The organism is Plantibacter elymi (nom. nud.) (assembly GCF_900177795.1).
Taxonomy (GTDB): domain Bacteria; phylum Actinomycetota; class Actinomycetes; order Actinomycetales; family Microbacteriaceae; genus Plantibacter; species Plantibacter elymi.
Map to the genome: position 1 here is coordinate 301,247 of NZ_FXWJ01000001.1, position 15,613 is coordinate 316,859.

Below are 15,613 nucleotides of genomic sequence, written 5' to 3' on the forward strand. Positions count from 1 at the left end.
TCTCGCCCGTGCGACGGGCGAGAGCAGAGATCGAGTTCAATCGAGGTTGTACTTGGCGTAATTGCCCCAGAGTGACGTCTCGACGCTCACCTCGGACCAGTAGCCGAGGTTTACCACCGGGCTCTTTCTTTCGTAGCTCGCGTTTCCGGCCAGACTGTGATGGCGCGATCCGTGGTGAAGATAGTCGGACCAGGTCCCCCGCGACGGGCTGTCTGTCCCGTAACTCCAGGTGCCACCCTCCGGTGGATTGACCGTGACTGCGTGGGCTGAGCCCGCGCCTGCCACGGCGAGGGTCGTGCTGAGCGCAACAATCGCGGCTCCTCGCTTCCAGCGCATCTCGTTCTCCATTTCTGACCAGCAATTTGCCGGTCGACTAAATGTATTAACATCTAATATATTTTGTCTGCCTAGTCCTCTGTTGGGAGGACATCCCTTCTCGACGTCGAGGACGAACCTGGAGCCGGAAGCACCCCAAGGAGTTGACGTCGGCGCACGGGTGTGTAGCGCGGGCGGACTCCGGAGGCGCGGTCCGGTACCGTGGGCGGCGGGGCGTAACGATGAGCGACAGCATCAACACCTGGGGTGGCACGGCGACGCGGGAGGGCGTTCAGCCGTTGTTCGTGGTCCGGCGGCCTCGGTACCAGTCGCTGATGTTCGAGATCCTCGGCGGGCTCGTCGCCGTGATCGGGCTGTTCGGCGGGCTCGGCGAGCTGTTGTCCGGCGCGGAGGACGGCGTCTCCAACTTCGGGTTCTTCCTGCTCTTCTTCGTGGGCGGCGGTGGACTGGTCGTCGTGCTCGGTCTGTTGCTCGGCGCCGGTCGCATCAAGGCATACGACCGGCATCTCGACGTGAAGTCGGGCTTTGGCCGATACCGCCAGCGGCAGGTCGGCGACATCCACACCCTGCGTTTCGGGTCACAGTCGCCGGGAGGCGGGCCGACCTTCATCAGCCTCACCGCGTGGGATGAACGCCGCAGGAAACAGTTCACCGTGTTCACCGGCTACCGCGGGTACGGCGAGCTCACCGCATGGCTCAAGCAGCGCCGGCCGGAGCAGTGGGCCGACTGCGAACGCGCGGGCATTCCCCGCTGACGCGAGGTGAGGCCGAACACGTTCGGGCCGTAATCGACCATCACGGACGACAGCGGACGTGCACCGTATGTCCTGATGTCCCGCAGCACCGCTCTCGAGCCTGCGTCGGGACCGCGGAGTTCAGCGCGTCGATAAGCTCACCCCATGGGCGTTCTCGGCATCGGCGGGTTGTTCTTCCGCAGTCATGACCCGTCGGCGCGCGCGGCGTGGTACCGCGAGCATCTCGGCATCGAAGTCGGCGCGGAGGGCGAAGACGCCGTCTGGATGCAGGAGGCCGGCATGACCGTCTTCGCGCCTGTTGCGGGGACGAGCGAGTCGTTCGCTCACGACCAGCCGTTCATGCTCAACCTTCGCGTCAGCGACTTGGATGCCCTGATGGCGCATCTCGAGGGAGCCGGTATCACCGTCGAGCGTCGAACCGAGTGGGAGACGGAATACGGCCGATTCGTCCGCATTCACGACCCCGAGGGCCTCCCGATCGAACTCTGGGAAGTCCTCGAATAGCCGCCTCGGCTACCTCGTCGCCCGCGAACGCGCGCCCATATCCTCGGCCACGAGCGCCTAGCTGCCGCTGACGACGCTCACGGCCTGGAGGCCCACCACCACGGCGTTGATCGGCACGGCGATGATGAGCACGACGACGGCACCGATGACGGCGACGATCGAGTGTCGAGGCGTCCGCTTGTGGACCCGCGCCTGCAGGATGAGCACGACGATGGGCGAACCGATCGCGATCGCGGCGCCGAGCACGAACCCGGCGAGCGTTCCGCCGCCACTGAGCCGGTCCTCGGACGGACCGAACTCACCCTGCAGCGCGAAGGAGAGTTGGACGAGCCAGCTCACCACCAGCAGCCCGAACAGGAGCAGCGTGATGCCGACGCCGGACGCTCGTCCGGTGACCGGTCCGTCCTGGTCGGCTGCTCCAGGGTCGGCGGCTGACACGGATCCGGGATCCGACGCGGCGGGCCCTGTGACCGGGCTCGGCCCCGATGGCCGTTCGACCGGCGGCCGCAGTCCGTCGCCGGTGTTCGGTTCGTCGCTCACTGACTGCCCCTCAACGCTGGATCGGATGCCGGTTTCTCTGCGTCCTCGTCGGCCCGTTGGTCTCGTCGAGAGCGCCGAGATGATGCACCGGCGGAATCGATGCTGCCACAACGCGAGGTGATACCGGCTCCGAGCTGCACCCGAGCAGTGACACAGATGAACCGATCCAATCGGTCACGGCCGACCATTGCGCGGATCAACATCCAGCTCAGACGGCGATCCTGACGAGGAGGTCATTGGCGGCCGGTCCCCATCCCGTTGGATCCTCTGCTGGAGGAACCAGCACCAGGGAGAACCACAGCACGAGGACGTTCCACCAGTCTGCCTCAGTTGCTGTCAGCGGACGCTCAGACGCGTATCCCTCGAGCAGCCAGGCGTGGACGTGGGGCGATACCGGACCCCAGTCACGGAAACGCGTTCCGAGCATCACGGCCGACTGCGCCAGCTCCATGATGGGGAAATCGAACCGGGCCTCCTCGAAGTCCAACACCGCCGCGATGTCGTGTCCTGCGCACAGGATGTTCGCGGCCCGGAAGTCTCCGTGGACGAGTTGTGCCGACAGCGGCTCGGTCGGTGAGTTGTCGACGAGCCTGATCAACCTCTCACGCGCTGATGGCGTCAGCAGGCCCGAACGGTCGGATTCCAGCCAACCGCTGATTCGTGTCGCAAGCGGCTTCGGCACATCGGCGAACCCGCGCACGTCCTCGGTGTCCGGATATCGCCCCAGCGCCAGGTGCAGCCTGGCGAGAGCGGCGCCGGCGGCGATGACCTGATCCCTGTCCGTGACGTCCAGCAGCGAACCGCTGATCTGGTGTTGGAGACTCATCGACGTCCTATCGTCGATCGGTATCTGGACCCGCCCGTCGACCGAGGGCACGGGTGCTGAAACGGGGAGTCCGCGCTCACCAAGCCATGCGGTGAGCTGCGTCAACGCAGCAAGCCGCGGGAACCTCGGCGGGAGAACGGACCACTTCGCGAGGAATGACCCGGACGGAGCGCTGATCCATGCCAGAGCATTGTGACCACTCATCACGACCTGTGTGACCGATTCGACGTCGAGTCCCCAGCGATCACCAACGGTGGCGGCCACCCATTCGCCGACCGCGGCGGCATCACTGAACCCGAACCGCGCGGCAACCACCTCCGCGGGATCGTCCGTCTCCCACAGCATCTCCAGCAGCGGTGCGGTGACCCTGGTCATGCTTCCCCCTCTCGGTCAGAGCTCGTGCCGCACGAGGGTACCGCGCGCCCTCGAGATGACGCTCTGCTCGCGACCTCGACGCCTGCCCGGTGACCGGTCCCGTTCGTCACGCCGAGAGCGCCGCCCCCACCTGCGCGGCGAGGAGCGGAACCGTCTCCTCCTGGAACCAGGGGTTCTTGCTGCGCCAGCCGCGCGCGAGCGGCGACGGGTGCACGATCGGGAAGAGCGGGAGGTGGGTCTCCGCGGCCCGGACGTTCTCCGTCAGGGTGCGTCCGGCACGCGGTCCGAGGTAGGCGCGCTGGGCGTAGGCGCCGATGAGGATCGTCAGGCGCACCTCGGTCAGCTGCTCGAGCAGGCGCGGATGCCAGCGCGGCGCGAAGTCGCGGCGTGGCGGCAGGTCGCCGCTCGTCCCCTTACCCGGGAAGTAGAAGTCCATCGGGACGATCGCGACGTTCGCCGGGTCGTAGAACTCCTCGGGGGTCACACTCATCCAGGAGCGGAGGAGGACGCCGCTCGGGTCGTTCCACGGGATGCCCGACTCCTGCGCGAGGCGACCAGGCGCCTGACTGATGATGAGGACCCGTGCCTCCGGGGAGGCGACGAAGAGCGGTTCCCAGCCGAGTTCGCCGGCCCAGGCGTTCGACTCGTGCGCGGCGACCTCGGCTCGGAGTCGATCGATCGGATGCATCCCTGCAGTCTCCCACCCGCCGCGCAATACAGTGAGGGGATGGACGACGACCAGCGGCGACGGCGACTCATCCCCGAGCCGGTGGACCGGTTCGCGACCGGCGAGGAGTACCCCGAGTACCGGGTCGACCTCGAGCGCATCCGGTTCTCCCCCTACTTCGCGCGGTTGTCTGCGGTGACGCAGGTCGTCTCGCCCTCCGGCGTCGGTCAGGTCGTCCACAACCGGCTCACGCACTCGATCAAGGTGACCGCGGTCGCCCGTGCCATCGCCATGCAGCTCACCACGACCGATCCCGAGCAGAACGCCATCGTCGAGCGACTCGGCGGGTGCGACCCGGTCGTGGTGCAGGCCGCCGCCTCCGCCCACGACCTCGGCCACCCGCCGTTCGGCCACCTCGGCGAGCAGGTCCTCGACCGCCTGGCCCGCGAGCGGCTCGGCCTCGCGGAAGGTTTCGAGGGCAACGCGCAGTCGTTCCGCATCCTCTCCGCGCTCGACGTGTGCGAGACGGTGAAGGAGGGACTCAACCTCACGGCCGCCTCCCGCGCCGCGGTGCTCAAGTACCCCTGGGGCCGCACCATCCACCGCCCCGACCTCGACCCGGCGGATCCCACCCGCATGCCGCGCGGGTCAACCGCCAGCCGCTGGGAGACCGCTCCACCGAAGTTCTCCGCGTACACCCTCGACCTCGACGACATGCTCGACGCCCGCAGTGCGTTCACCGCGATCGCGCCCTGGCAGCAGACCGTCGAGTGCTCCGTGATGGACGTCGCCGACGACATCGCCTACTCCCTGCACGACCTCGACGACTTCTACCGGGCCGGCGTCCTGCAGCAGGCGGCGGTGGCGGTCGAGTTCCGCACCTTCCTCCGTGATCAGCACACGCTCGCCGCTCTCGACGCCGACGAACTCTGGAGCCGCGCGCCCGGCCACTCGCTCGAACTCCTGCGCCGGCGGATCGTCTCACGCGACCCGTGGATCGCCAGCGACGAGCACTTCCGGGCGTCGGTCCAGCGGGTCGCGACCGAACTCGTCGAAGGACTCCTCGCCGTCCCCTTCGACGGTTCCAGCCGAACCGAACGCGCCATCGAGTCGTTCGTGTCGTCCTGGATCGGTCGCCTCCAGCGCTCCGTCCTCGTCGTCGAGGAGCCGAACGTGCGCTCCGGCCACGTGTCACTCCTGCCCGAGGCCTGGCACGACGTCACCGTGCTGAAATTCGTCCACACCCGGTTCGTCATCGACCGGCCGGACTTCGCCACCTATCAGCGCGGCCAGTCGCGGGTGCTCGACGTGCTCGTCACCGAATTGGACAGCTGGCTCGACGACCCCCGCGACGGCCCGCGAGCGCCGCAGAAGCTCCTCGACTTCGTCGAACTCGCCACCGACGGCTACTTCCGCCTGCGCGCGGACAACCCCGACTGGCTCCCGGCAGACCCCGAGTCCGACAGCGGCCGCCCGCAGAGCGACCCCCGCGCCCTGGGGCGCCTCGGTCGGGCGCGCGGCATCCTCGACTACGTCGCCTCGCTGACCGACGAACAGGCGACGGCGCTCGCCGCCCGACTGCGCGGTGACCGCGAGTCCTGGGCCTTCGGCAGCTGAGTGCAGCCTGAACGCCGACCCGGTTCCGAGCAATACCCGACGCATTTCGGATAGGTCAGAGCGGGGGATCGCTAGAACATCTAGCGTTATCAACGGCGCCAGGAACCAGCCCGGCACCGGAACAGAACGGATGGCGCGCCTCATGGGAAACCTCCTCTACGGAACCCCTCCGACCCCGCACGAGATCGAAGACCGACTGCTCGCTCACCTGCAGACGGTCATCTTCACGAAGTTCCGCCGCAACGAGAGCTTCGCGTTCCACCTCGAAGCCGTTCCCGGCCGCGGGACCGGACGTCAGTCGCTCTGGCTGAACCCGATGATCCCCCTCCAGTTCTCCTTCTACGGCAGCCGTGCCCCCGAGCTCAACCGTGAGTGGTTGGCCGCGCTCCTCGAGCAGGCCAACAGCGCCAAGGGCATGCGCGTCGTACCCGAGCCGGCAGCCGGTGCCGCGAAGCGCGTCGAGTCCGCGGCCTAGGTCCGAGCGTCCGCTCCGGCGGATCGATCAACGCCACGACGAGCTCCGGCCGTCGGGCATCTGCGAAGCACCAGTTGGGGGTGGGACCGTGACGACGTGGACTCCCAGCGCGCCCGACTTCCTCGCCCTGGACGATGCGCGAACCACCGGCCGACTCCTCGACCGCACCGACATCGTCTTCGAGACCTCGCACGTCAGCGCCGAGTCGGGCGGCGGCCTGTCGCTCAGCCGCGCCGCCATCGCCCTGGACGTCGACGGCGACACCGTCCGCGTCCTCACCCGGCACATCGTCGCGTGGTCACTTCGCGCCGAGGGTGGACTGATCGTCGTGACCGTCTGGTCCGAACGACCGACCGCCGTCCACGAGACGACGGTCCTGCCGCGCTTCGCCAGCATCACGTCGTCCGCGATGACCGACGTCCTGGGCGCAGAGCACGGCTTCCTGCAAGGGACCGCCTGACATCGAGTGGACTGCTCCGCGTCCGGACGACCCCGTCGAGGGTGACAGTTCAGGATCGCCGTGAGATTCTATGAGCGATGAGCGAACACACGGGACCCGCCGAGCGGTCCGAGGTCGCAGGTCGCGACGTCGATGAGGCCCGCGACCTGTTCACCGGCGCCTACAACGCCGGCGAGATGGTCATCGAGCCCACCGAATCGGAGTTCACGTTCCGGTACACCGCGATCGGCGACGACGAGCTGACCCTGCGCGGCACCCAGTTCGACGGCCACGTCACGGGCACGGTCCTGACGCAGGGCGAGTACATCGTCTCGTGGTTGACCGGGGGCAGCGGCGCCACCGACCTCGGCGGTGATCCGGTACGGCTCGTGCACGGGCAGCCGGCGATGTTCGCGAACAACCGGCTCGCCGAGTTCGACTTCACGGACTACCGGCAGAACCTCATGCACTTCGACGGGACGTTCCTCGAGCGGGTGGCCGGCGAGGTGGAGGGCACGAGCGGCCCGATCCTCTTCGACACGACGGCCCGTCCGACCGGTGAGCAGCTCCGCCGGTGGGCCGCTTCGGTGACGTCCGTCGCCCGGGTCATCTATGACGACACGAGTCCAGCGCTCCTGCGGGCCGAGGCGAACCGCGCGGCCGCGGTCGCGCTCCTGGAGACCTTCCCGCACACCGCGCTCCACGCACCGGTCGAGATCGGGGTGCCGAACGGCGGGAAGACGCGCGCCGCAGTCGAGTTCATGATCGCCAACGCGCATCTCCCCATCCGCACCGAGGACGTGGCGGAGGCGACCGGCATGAGCCAGCGCAGTCTGCAGAGTGCCTTCCGCAAGGAACACGACATCACGGCGATCGACTACCTCAGGCGCGTCCGGCTCGACCGCGTGCAAGAGGAACTCCGGAAGGCCGACCCGGGGCTGGCCACGGTCGCCGAGATCGCCAACCGATGGGGTTTCGCCCATCTCGGACGCTTCTCCGCTTCCTACACGAACCGCTTCGGCGAGTACCCGAGCACGACGCTCGGTTCGTAGCCGTCGAGGCCGGTCAGGTCAGAACTCGCCGAACTCGTCGTACTCGTCGAGACCGGACAGGGTCCCCGTCTCGATCGTCGGGACGATCTCCAGGGCACGGTTCGCGAACGACTCCACCGTGATGTGCAGGCCAGGGCTGACGAGCACGTCGATGGTCCGGTCGGAGGAGAGCGGCACCCGGACGAACCGACCACCGGCTTGGACGGCGGCTTCGATCTCGGACATGAGCGCAGGCAGGTCGACACCCGGTTCGATGTCGTAGATGGCGCGGCCGATGGCGATGCTGTACTGCAAGACCATCACCTCCGAGCTCGGGTTGTTGCTGCAAGCGTATGGAACGCACCTGTGGATGACGGTGGGTTGACCAAGTCGGCGACTCATGCAGGGGGGTGTCGCCTCAGTCGTCCTGCTGGGCGGCGAAACTGCGCAGCACGGATGCGACGAATGCGAGCTCCCCGTCACCTGTGGCGACGCTGTTCATGAACGCCTCCGCTGCATCCACGTCGAAACCGTGGCTGAGCCGGATGCCGTGACCCATGCGAATCACGAACGGCGGGCCGTTCCGAATGCGGTGGCGACGGCTGTGAACACGTCGTCGGCATCGAGATGGAAGCAGTTCATGCGAGGCGCGCATTGAGCCCGGCGGAGGTCGCTGCGACCTCCTGCGCGAGTTGGACGATCATCCGCTTCCGGTCGTTCGCCGCGGCCAACGCCGCATCGTGGACGAACGACTCCTGGGAGGTCTCCGTGCCCGAGGCGTCCGCGTGCAGCTGGTCGAGTTCCGCGTCGATGGAGGTCACATCGCTCGCCGGCATGCATCGAGGATAGCTCGGTGGTACCCGCTACCGCGCGCGGTCGACGCGGGTCTCCTCCCAGACGGGCTCGTCGGAGGCCTGCACCCGGCCGTCGGAGCCGAAGACGAGGAAGCGGTCGAAGCCGCGCGCGAACCAGCGATCGTGGGTCACCGCGATCACGGTGCCCTCGAAACCCGCCAGACCTTGTTCGAGCGCCTCCGCCGAGACGAGGTCCAGGTTGTCGGTCGGCTCGTCGAGCAGCAGCAGCGTGGCGCCGGAGAGTTCGAGCAGGAGGATCTGCAGGCGCGCCTGTTGCCCGCCCGAGAGGGACTCGAACGACTGCTCGGCCGCGCCTGCCAACCCGTAGCGGTCGAGCACGCGGCTGGCGGCCTCGCGGGGGAGACCCGACCGGTGCTCGTCGCCGCGGTGCAGGATGTCGAGCAGGGTCCGGCCGACGAGTTCGGGGTGCCGGTGCGACTGTGCGAACCACCCCGGCTGCACGCGCGCGCCGAGCTTGGCGTCACCGTCGTGCTCGACCGGGACGAGCGCGTCGCCCGCTGCGGCGAGGTGCCCGGCGCCCGGATCGGGATCCGTCCCGCCGCCGGCGAGCAACCGGAGGAAGTGCGACTTGCCCGAACCGTTCGAACCGAGGACGCCGATGCGCTCGCCGAACCAGATCTCCGCGTCGAACGGCTGCATGAGGCCGGTCAGTTCCAGCCCCGTGCAGACGATCGCGCGACGACCCGTACGTGCGCCGCGGAGGCGCATCGTGACCTGCTGGTCCTTCGGCCGCTCCTCAGGCGGACCGGCCTCCTCGAACTTGGCGAGTCGGGTCTGCGCGGCGCGATAGCGGGAGGCCATGGAGTCGTTGAACTTGGCCTGCTCGCGCAGACGCAGCACGAGTGCGCGGAGCTTCACGCGGTCCTCGTCCCAGCGCCGGCGGAGTTCGTCAAGACGGTCGAGGCGGGCGTCGCGGGCCTCGTGGTAGCTGCGGAAGCTCGCGCCGTGGGTCCACGTCGTGCTGCCGGCCGCGCCGACCTCGAGGGTGATGATGCGGGTCGCCGCCTGTGCCAAGAGCTCGCGGTCGTGCGAGACGAGGAGGACCGTCTTCCGGGTCTCGGCGAGCATCCCCTCGAGCCAGCGCTTCGTCGGGACGTCGAGGGAGTTGTCGGGCTCGTCGAGGAGGAGGACCTGCTCGGGGCCGCGGAACAGGGCCTCCAGGACGAGCCGCTTCTGCTCGCCGCCGGACAGCGTCCCGAGCGTCCGCCACTGCGCGCGGTCGTAGGGCACCCCGAGTGCCGCCTCGCAGCAGCTGTCCCAGAGCACCTCCTGGTCGTACCCGCCGGCGTCGGCGTACTCGGCTAGCGTCGTCGCGTAGGCCATCTGGGTCGCCTCGACGTCGTCCTCCATGAGGGCGAGCTCGGCGCGGTCGACCGCCTCGGCGGCCGCGCGGACCCGCGGAGGCGCGACCTGGACGAGCAGGTCGCGGACCGTCCGGTCGTCGTCGCCGCGACCGACGAACTGGTCCATCACGCCGAGGCCGCCGTCGATGGAGACGACCCCGGAGTCTGGCTGGAGTTCGCCGCGGATGATCCGCAGGAGCGTCGTCTTGCCGGCGCCGTTCGCTCCGATGAGCGCGGCGATCGCTCCCTCGCCGACGCGGAACGAGACCTCGTCCAGCAGGGTCCGTCCGTCGCTCAGCGTGTAGCTGAGGTCGCTGACGTCGATGTAGCCCATGGTGCGCACTCCCCAGGGAGCCGATCGCCCCCGAACGGGCCCGCGCTGGTTCGCGCCGGGCCGCCCACCGCCTGGCGAGCCGACCAGTCTAGCCGCGCCGGTCCGGCCGCGCGCAACGTACGCTCGCCGAGCGCACCCGTTCCGGCCATGGCGCGCGCTCGTTCCGGTCGCGGTACGCACCCGTTCCGGTCACTGAGCCCCCCCACCCCGGTCACTGAGCCCCCCACCCCGGTCACTGAGCTTGTCGAAGTGCCCACGGGCGCCCTTCGACAGGCTCAGGGACCGGAGGAGGTCGCCGCCCTTCGACAGGCTCGGGGACCGGAGGAGGTCGCCGCCCTTCGACAGGCTCAGGGACCGAAAGGGGCCCGGTCAGAGACCGAAGGAGTCGCGCGGCTCAGGCGAGCGAGGCCGCGATGTCACCGATCCACGTGCGCACCGACGCGTCGTGCTCGTCGAACCAGTCGCCCTCGTAGCCACGCGGGACGCCTTCGACCACCATGACGAGCGCGAGGTACAGCGACCACAGCCGCGCGCGGGTCCGGGCGTCCTCGTCGGGGAGGAGCTCGCGGCCGGAGGTCTCGCGGTAGGCGCGGAGGAGTTCCGAGTCGGCGGCGACCGTCTCCGGCACGTCGGTGAAGAGCGCCAGGGAGACGAGGTCGGCGGTCGGATCGGCCCAGTGGGCGCGCTCATGGTCGATGACGCCGGTCAGTTGGGCGGCCTCTGCCCCGTGCTCGGGCATGACGAGGAGGTTGCCCTCCCAGAGGTCGAAGTGGACGAGTGTCGGCTGCGTCACGCTGTCGAAGGCCGGCAGCGCGTTGTTGATCAGGTGTCGGATCTCCTCAGCCGCGACCGGGAGGTCGACCTCGAACCGCAGGGCGTCGGCGAGGACGGCCTCCACGACGAGTCGGTAGGCGTCCGCGGCGCTCGCCGCCTGAAGCTCCGGGCGGACGGGGTAGCCGAATCGATTCCCCTCGGCGAGGCCGGTCGCCGGATCGGTGGACGCGGCCTCCGCCGGGATATCGACGTCGTCTGGTTCCACGTGGAACGGCGTGCGTCCTGCCTCGTGCAGGCGGGCGAGCGTGCGGCCGAGGACGTCGCGGGCGAGGGGGACGGTCTCGGTGCTGTTCGCCGGTCGGCCGGTGAGTTCGGTCATCACGAGGGCGTCGCGTCCGTCGAGGGTCGCCTCGAAGACGATCTCCGGCTGCGGCACCTCCGCACGACCGAGGATGCGGAGGGCGAGCGCCTCGGTCGCCATGAGGGACCGCTCGTAGGTGAGGCCGGCCGCGTCCGCGGGGGAGAGCTTCACGATGACGCGCTCGCCGCCGTCGAGTTCGACCGCTGCGACCTCGTTCGCCGTGCCCGCTCCGAGCATCGTGATGGTCGGGCTGCCGGGCTGCATCGCCGGTCGCTCGGCCGCCCAGTGCTCGGCGACCGCGATCATGGTGTCACTGGGGCGAGGGGTTCGGCTCATCCGCCCACGGTAGCGCGCCCTCCGCCCTCCGCTCTTCGCCCTTCGCTCGCGCTGGCCCGCTCGCCGACTGCCCCTACCCCGGTCACCGAGCACCCCACCCCATTGCCGAGCCCCCCCATCCGGTCACCGAGCGCCCCATCCGGTCGCCGAGCTTGTCGAGGTGCGCAGCCCAGAGCGTCCACAACTCCTGCTGGAGTTGCGGGCGGCTCACGCGGGGTGCGGGATCTCCTCGCGGGCGGCGTCGGCGGGCTCATCCTGCAGGAGTTGTGGACGACGGCGGGAGCGCTTCGCGGCGGTGGACGCACCGACGATGACGATCAGGCCGAGCAGGGTGATGGCCGCGCCGGCCCAGATCGGCGAGGTGTAGCCGAGGCCGGCGGTGATCGTGACGCCGCCGAGCCAGGCGCCGAGCGCGTTACCGAGGTTGAACGCGGCGATGTTCGCACCCGAGGCGAGCGTGGGAGCGGCCGACGCGTACCGCATGACCCGCATCTGCAGCGCGGGGACGGTCGCGAATCCGAAGCCGCCCATGAGGACGAGGGCGATCACGGTGGCGACGGGCGACTGTGCGGTCGCGGCGAAGGCGACCAGGATCACGGTCAGCACCGCGATCACGACGATGAGCGTCCGGTCGATGTTCCGGTCGGCCGCCTTGCCGCCCACGATGTTGCCGACCAGGAGTCCGACGCCGAAGAGGATGAGCAGCCACGGCACCGTGGTCGAGGCGAAGCCGCTGACCTCCGTGAGTGTGTACGCGATGTAGGTGAAGGCGCCGAACATACCGCCGTAGCCGAGGACCGTGACAGCGATCGAGAGCCAGACCTGGCCGGAGCGGAACGCGCGCAGCTCGGCGAGGAGCGACGCCGGGGCTTCGTCACGCTTCGGCTTCGGCACGAGGGCCAGGATGCCGACGAAGGCGATGACTCCGATCACCGTGATGGCCCAGAAGGTCGAGCGCCAGCCGAAGTGCTGGCCGAGCAGCGTGCCGAAGGGGACACCGAGCACGTTCGCCGCGGTGAGGCCGGTGAACATGATCGCGATCGCGCCGGCCTGTTTGTGGGCGGGGACCATCGCCGCCGCCAGGACCGAGCCGATGCCGAAGAACGCTCCGTGGCTGAGGGCGGCGATGATGCGGCCGGCGAGCATGACCTGGTAGTCGCCGGCGAGTGCGGAGACGAGGTTGCCGACGATGAAGAGCACCATCAGGGCCAGCAGGACGGGCTTCTTCGGCAGTCGGGTGACCGCCGCGGTGAGGGCGAGCGCCCCGACGACGACGGCCAGGGCGTAGCCGGAGATGAGCCAGCCGGCTGCGGCCTCTGAGACGCCGAAGTCGGCCGCCACCTCGGGCAACAGCCCCATGATGACGAACTCTGTGAGGCCGATGCCGAAGCCGCCGAGGGCGAGGGCGATGAGACCGAGTGGCATGACGATTCCTGCGATTCCTGGGGGTCGTGGGGAGAGTGCTGGTGGCCTGTAGCCGGGACGCGTACGCTGATAGTTGCAGACGCGCGATAGATATCGTTGCACGCGCTAGGTAATAGCGCAAGCAACTATGTGCGTCTGCAATCAATTGATCGATGTTCGAACCGAGGAGTCCCGATGGGCATCGCCGACGACGCTGTTGAGATCCGCGCGCAGGGGTGGCGGACGCTCGCTGCCCTGTACGGATCGATCGAGTCCGATCTGGAACGTGCGCTGCAGGCCGAGGCCCGGCTCTCCGTGGTCGAGTACACCGTGCTCGACGCCCTGGGGCGCCAGGACGGCTGGCACATGCGCATGCAGCAGCTCGCCCGCGCGACGGCCCTGTCGCCAAGCGCCACCACCCGGCTCGTCAACCGCCTCGAGGACCGCGCGCTCCTCACCCGCGTGCTGTGCGCCGACGATCGCCGAGGTGTCTACACCGAGCTCACGGCGGCCGGGAAGGCGCTGCTCGAGGAGGCCCGACCGGTGCACGACCGCGCCCTCGAGGAGTCGCTCACCACCGCGGAGTCGCTTCCGGAACTCGCGCCGCTCGTGGAGGCGATCCACCGGCTGGACCCCGTCGCCACCACCGTCTGACCCGTTCGCAATTCAGGAAGCCTCCGGCGTGTCCGTGCTGCGGCGCGGCGGAGCCGGCGAGACACGCGGGGGCGTCCTGTATTGCGAACACGGCGTCGGTGGGTGATGCCAAGCTGAGTCGTCCGACTCGAGGGAGCACGATGAGCACCGCAGCACCGAACACCCGTGTCACCGCGCTCGTCGCACCAGGGTCCCGCAGGGTGCTGGGCGCCTATCTCGGTGCCGCGCTCATCTGGGGTGCCAGCTTCCTCTTCATGAAGACCGGCCTCACCGGCCTCGCTCCGGCGCAGGTCGCGCTGTCCCGCGTGGTGCTCGGCGCCCTGACGCTCTGCATCATCATGCTCGTCACCCGACGCCGCTGGCCGCGGGAGCGCCGACTCTGGGCGCACCTCGCCGTCGTCTCCGTCTTCCTCTGCGTCGCCCCGTTCCTCCTCTTCTCCTGGGCGGGACAGTTCCTGCCGTCCGGCCTGTCGAGCATCCTCAACGCGTCCACGCCGATCATGACGCTCGCCGTCGGCGCCGTGTTCCTGCCGAAGGAGCGACTGAACGGCCTCCAGGTGTTCGGCATCTTCGTCGGCGCCCTCGGCGTCGCGATCGTCGTCGGCCCCTGGCGTGTGCTCGGCGACCCGGCGATCCTCGAGTCCATCCCCGCGCAGCTCGCCTGCCTCGGCGCGACCCTCTGCTACGGCATCGCCTTCGTCTACCTCCGGAAGTTCGTCCTCGGCACCCACAGCTACGACGCGGTCGTCATCTCCGCCGTGGAGATCTCGCTCGCCGCCGTCATCATGCTCGTGCTCTCGCCGTTCATCGCGATGCAGCCCGTGTCGCTCGATGCCCCGGTCGTTCTCAGCATGCTCGCGCTGGGAGCACTCGGTACCGGCGTCGCCTACATCTGGATGACGACGATCGTCGACTCCTGGGGCCCGACGGCGGCGTCCACCGTCACGTACCTCACGCCCCTCGTCGGTGTCGTCCTCGGCATCGTCGTGCTCGGTGAGATCCTGCACTGGAACGAGCCGGTGGGTGGCGTGATCGTCGTGCTCGGCATCCTCGTGAGCCAGGGGCGGCTCCGGCTCCGGAGGCGCACGCCCCCACTCTCGGCATAGGGTGGCTGGACGGCCGCGCGCTGACGGTCGCGGCCCTTCCCACGGAACGAGGTTTCACATGCGCATCGCATCCGGGCAGTTCTCCGCCGGAACGGACATCGACGAGAACCTCGCCAGCGTGGTCGCCCTGCTCGGTGAGGCCGCGGCGGGTGGCGCCGAGCTGCTCGTGCTGCCGGAGATGAGCAGCTACGCCACCTCGGAACCGCCGAGCGCGCTCGCCGCGATCGCCCAACCACTCGACGGCCCCTTCATCACGGGCGTCGCCGCCGCAGCCGCTGCGCGCTCCCTCCCGACGGTCGTCGGCACCATCGAGGAGAACCCCGGCGGGTTGCCCTACAACACGCTCGTGGTGATCGACGCCGAGGGGGACATCACGGCGACGTACCGGAAGGTGCACCTCTACGACGCCTTCGGGTACGCGGAGAGCGACGGCATCTCGGCCGGCGAGCTCACCGAACCGTTCGTCCTCGAGTTCGGCGACCTCCGCATCGGTGCCTTCACCTGCTACGACCTCCGCTTCCCGGAGAGCGCACGGCGGCTCATCGACGCCGGCGCCAACGTCATCCTGCTGCCAGCGATGTGGATCGTCGGCCCCGGCAAGGAGGACGCCTGGACGACCCTCGTGCGCGCCCGGGCGATCGAGAACACCGCCTACGTCGTGAGCGCCAACCAGACCGGCCCGCTCGCCACCGGGAACTCGATCATCGTCGACCCAGCTGGCGTCGTCATCGCCGCCGCCGGCGAGGCACCCGGTGTGGTGTTCGCCGAGCTCGATCCGGTGCGACTCGACGCCGTGCGGGCGCGGGTGCCCTCGCTCGCCAACCGCCGGTTCACCGTGGTCCCGCGGACCGCCGAATGAGC

19 protein-coding genes are annotated in these 15,613 nt (G+C 69.3%); 9 read left to right on the forward strand and 10 right to left on the reverse strand.

Annotated elements, in window-relative coordinates; translation table 11 throughout:
- Window positions 1-36: 36 nt before the first annotated feature.
- On the reverse strand, window positions 37-336 hold the full coding sequence (locus CCK91_RS01460; protein ID WP_165766959.1) for a lactococcin 972 family bacteriocin: 300 nt from the start codon (window positions 334-336) through the stop codon (window positions 37-39).
- A gap of 221 nt (window positions 337-557) precedes the next feature.
- Here CCK91_RS01460 and CCK91_RS01465 point away from each other — a divergent pair, with 221 nt between their 5' ends.
- Both CCK91_RS01465 and CCK91_RS01470 read left to right on the forward strand, forming a co-directional pair.
- Complete coding sequence (locus tag CCK91_RS01465) at window positions 558-1,091, forward strand: hypothetical protein (RefSeq protein WP_086472548.1); 534 nt, start codon at window positions 558-560, stop codon at window positions 1,089-1,091.
- Between the two features lie 144 nt (window positions 1,092-1,235).
- A complete protein-coding gene (locus CCK91_RS01470; RefSeq protein ID WP_086472549.1) occupies window positions 1,236-1,595 on the forward strand; it encodes a VOC family protein in 360 nt (119 codons plus the stop codon).
- A 57-nt stretch (window positions 1,596-1,652) separates the two neighbouring features.
- Here CCK91_RS01470 and CCK91_RS01475 read toward each other — a convergent pair whose 3' ends face one another.
- The 3 genes from CCK91_RS01475 to CCK91_RS01485 form a co-directional block, all read right to left on the reverse strand.
- Window positions 1,653-2,135 (reverse strand): hypothetical protein, encoded by a 483-nt coding sequence (locus CCK91_RS01475; RefSeq protein ID WP_086472550.1) that lies wholly within the window; start codon window positions 2,133-2,135, stop codon window positions 1,653-1,655.
- A gap of 208 nt (window positions 2,136-2,343) precedes the next feature.
- Complete coding sequence (locus tag CCK91_RS01480; protein ID WP_086472551.1) at window positions 2,344-3,336, reverse strand: phosphotransferase enzyme family protein; 993 nt, start codon at window positions 3,334-3,336, stop codon at window positions 2,344-2,346.
- Between the two features lie 106 nt (window positions 3,337-3,442).
- Window positions 3,443-4,024: a uracil-DNA glycosylase family protein gene (locus CCK91_RS01485; RefSeq protein WP_086472552.1), complete on the reverse strand. Its 582-nt coding sequence runs from the start codon at window positions 4,022-4,024 to the stop codon at window positions 3,443-3,445.
- A gap of 39 nt (window positions 4,025-4,063) precedes the next feature.
- Here CCK91_RS01485 and CCK91_RS01490 point away from each other — a divergent pair, with 39 nt between their 5' ends.
- The 4 genes from CCK91_RS01490 (at window position 4,064) to CCK91_RS01505 (ending at window position 7,586) form a co-directional block, all read left to right on the forward strand.
- Entirely contained in the window at window positions 4,064-5,620 is a 1,557-nt protein-coding gene (locus CCK91_RS01490; protein WP_086472553.1) for a deoxyguanosinetriphosphate triphosphohydrolase family protein, read from the forward strand.
- A gap of 142 nt (window positions 5,621-5,762) precedes the next feature.
- Window positions 5,763-6,095 carry a DUF7882 family protein gene (locus tag CCK91_RS01495; protein WP_079706140.1) on the forward strand — a complete coding sequence of 111 codons (333 nt, stop codon included), beginning with the start codon at window positions 5,763-5,765 and terminating at the stop codon, window positions 6,093-6,095.
- A gap of 88 nt (window positions 6,096-6,183) precedes the next feature.
- Window positions 6,184-6,555 carry a hypothetical protein gene (locus tag CCK91_RS01500; protein WP_086472554.1) on the forward strand — a complete coding sequence of 124 codons (372 nt, stop codon included), beginning with the start codon at window positions 6,184-6,186 and terminating at the stop codon, window positions 6,553-6,555.
- A 77-nt stretch (window positions 6,556-6,632) separates the two neighbouring features.
- Entirely contained in the window at window positions 6,633-7,586 is a 954-nt protein-coding gene (locus CCK91_RS01505; RefSeq protein ID WP_086472555.1) for a helix-turn-helix transcriptional regulator, read from the forward strand.
- Between the two features lie 18 nt (window positions 7,587-7,604).
- On the opposite strand, the gene CCK91_RS01510 is transcribed toward CCK91_RS01505, so the two are convergent.
- From CCK91_RS01510 to CCK91_RS01535, 6 genes are all read right to left on the reverse strand, one after another.
- Window positions 7,605-7,880 (reverse strand): hypothetical protein, encoded by a 276-nt coding sequence (locus tag CCK91_RS01510; protein ID WP_133059907.1) that lies wholly within the window; start codon window positions 7,878-7,880, stop codon window positions 7,605-7,607.
- Between the two features lie 103 nt (window positions 7,881-7,983).
- Window positions 7,984-8,124: a hypothetical protein gene (locus CCK91_RS19545; protein ID WP_165766960.1), complete on the reverse strand. Its 141-nt coding sequence runs from the start codon at window positions 8,122-8,124 to the stop codon at window positions 7,984-7,986.
- Between the two features lie 79 nt (window positions 8,125-8,203).
- Entirely contained in the window at window positions 8,204-8,401 is a 198-nt protein-coding gene (locus tag CCK91_RS01515) for a hypothetical protein (RefSeq protein WP_086472557.1), read from the reverse strand.
- Window positions 8,402-8,428: 27 nt separating this feature from the next.
- Window positions 8,429-10,117 carry an ABC-F family ATP-binding cassette domain-containing protein gene (locus CCK91_RS01520; RefSeq protein WP_086472558.1) on the reverse strand — a complete coding sequence of 563 codons (1,689 nt, stop codon included), beginning with the start codon at window positions 10,115-10,117 and terminating at the stop codon, window positions 8,429-8,431.
- A gap of 394 nt (window positions 10,118-10,511) precedes the next feature.
- Window positions 10,512-11,588: a phosphotransferase family protein gene (locus CCK91_RS01530; RefSeq protein ID WP_086472560.1), complete on the reverse strand. Its 1,077-nt coding sequence runs from the start codon at window positions 11,586-11,588 to the stop codon at window positions 10,512-10,514.
- Window positions 11,589-11,795: 207 nt separating this feature from the next.
- A complete protein-coding gene (locus CCK91_RS01535; protein WP_086472561.1) occupies window positions 11,796-13,013 on the reverse strand; it encodes an MFS transporter in 1,218 nt (405 codons plus the stop codon).
- 174 nt (window positions 13,014-13,187) lie between these two features.
- Between CCK91_RS01535 and CCK91_RS01540 the strand changes: the two genes are divergently transcribed.
- From CCK91_RS01540 to CCK91_RS01550, 3 genes are all read left to right on the forward strand, one after another.
- Window positions 13,188-13,646, forward strand: a complete 459-nt coding sequence (locus tag CCK91_RS01540; RefSeq protein ID WP_086472562.1) for a MarR family winged helix-turn-helix transcriptional regulator — start codon at window positions 13,188-13,190, stop codon at window positions 13,644-13,646.
- A 140-nt stretch (window positions 13,647-13,786) separates the two neighbouring features.
- Window positions 13,787-14,752 (forward strand): DMT family transporter, encoded by a 966-nt coding sequence (locus CCK91_RS01545; RefSeq protein ID WP_086472563.1) that lies wholly within the window; start codon window positions 13,787-13,789, stop codon window positions 14,750-14,752.
- Between the two features lie 58 nt (window positions 14,753-14,810).
- A complete protein-coding gene (locus CCK91_RS01550; RefSeq protein WP_086472564.1) occupies window positions 14,811-15,611 on the forward strand; it encodes a carbon-nitrogen hydrolase family protein in 801 nt (266 codons plus the stop codon).
- The last annotated feature ends 2 nt before the right edge of the window (window positions 15,612-15,613 follow it).

Coding starts and splice junctions, on each gene's coding strand:
- CCK91_RS01460 (WP_165766959.1), bottom strand. CDS start 336: ATGCGCTGGAAGCGAGGAGCCGCGATTGTTGCGCTCAGCACGACCCTC.
- CCK91_RS01465 (WP_086472548.1), top strand. CDS start 558: ATGAGCGACAGCATCAACACCTGGGGTGGCACGGCGACGCGGGAGGGC.
- CCK91_RS01470 (WP_086472549.1), top strand. CDS start 1,236: ATGGGCGTTCTCGGCATCGGCGGGTTGTTCTTCCGCAGTCATGACCCG.
- CCK91_RS01480 (WP_086472551.1), bottom strand. CDS start 3,336: ATGACCAGGGTCACCGCACCGCTGCTGGAGATGCTGTGGGAGACGGAC.
- CCK91_RS01485 (WP_086472552.1), bottom strand. CDS start 4,024: ATGCATCCGATCGATCGACTCCGAGCCGAGGTCGCCGCGCACGAGTCG.
- CCK91_RS01490 (WP_086472553.1), top strand. CDS start 4,064: ATGGACGACGACCAGCGGCGACGGCGACTCATCCCCGAGCCGGTGGAC.
- CCK91_RS01495 (WP_079706140.1), top strand. CDS start 5,763: ATGGGAAACCTCCTCTACGGAACCCCTCCGACCCCGCACGAGATCGAA.
- CCK91_RS01505 (WP_086472555.1), top strand. CDS start 6,633: ATGAGCGAACACACGGGACCCGCCGAGCGGTCCGAGGTCGCAGGTCGC.
- CCK91_RS19545 (WP_165766960.1), bottom strand. CDS start 8,124: ATGGGTCACGGCATCCGGCTCAGCCACGGTTTCGACGTGGATGCAGCG.
- CCK91_RS01515 (WP_086472557.1), bottom strand. CDS start 8,401: ATGCCGGCGAGCGATGTGACCTCCATCGACGCGGAACTCGACCAGCTG.
- CCK91_RS01520 (WP_086472558.1), bottom strand. CDS start 10,117: ATGGGCTACATCGACGTCAGCGACCTCAGCTACACGCTGAGCGACGGA.
- CCK91_RS01530 (WP_086472560.1), bottom strand. CDS start 11,588: ATGAGCCGAACCCCTCGCCCCAGTGACACCATGATCGCGGTCGCCGAG.
- CCK91_RS01535 (WP_086472561.1), bottom strand. CDS start 13,013: ATGCCACTCGGTCTCATCGCCCTCGCCCTCGGCGGCTTCGGCATCGGC.
- CCK91_RS01540 (WP_086472562.1), top strand. CDS start 13,188: ATGGGCATCGCCGACGACGCTGTTGAGATCCGCGCGCAGGGGTGGCGG.
- CCK91_RS01545 (WP_086472563.1), top strand. CDS start 13,787: ATGAGCACCGCAGCACCGAACACCCGTGTCACCGCGCTCGTCGCACCA.
- CCK91_RS01550 (WP_086472564.1), top strand. CDS start 14,811: ATGCGCATCGCATCCGGGCAGTTCTCCGCCGGAACGGACATCGACGAG.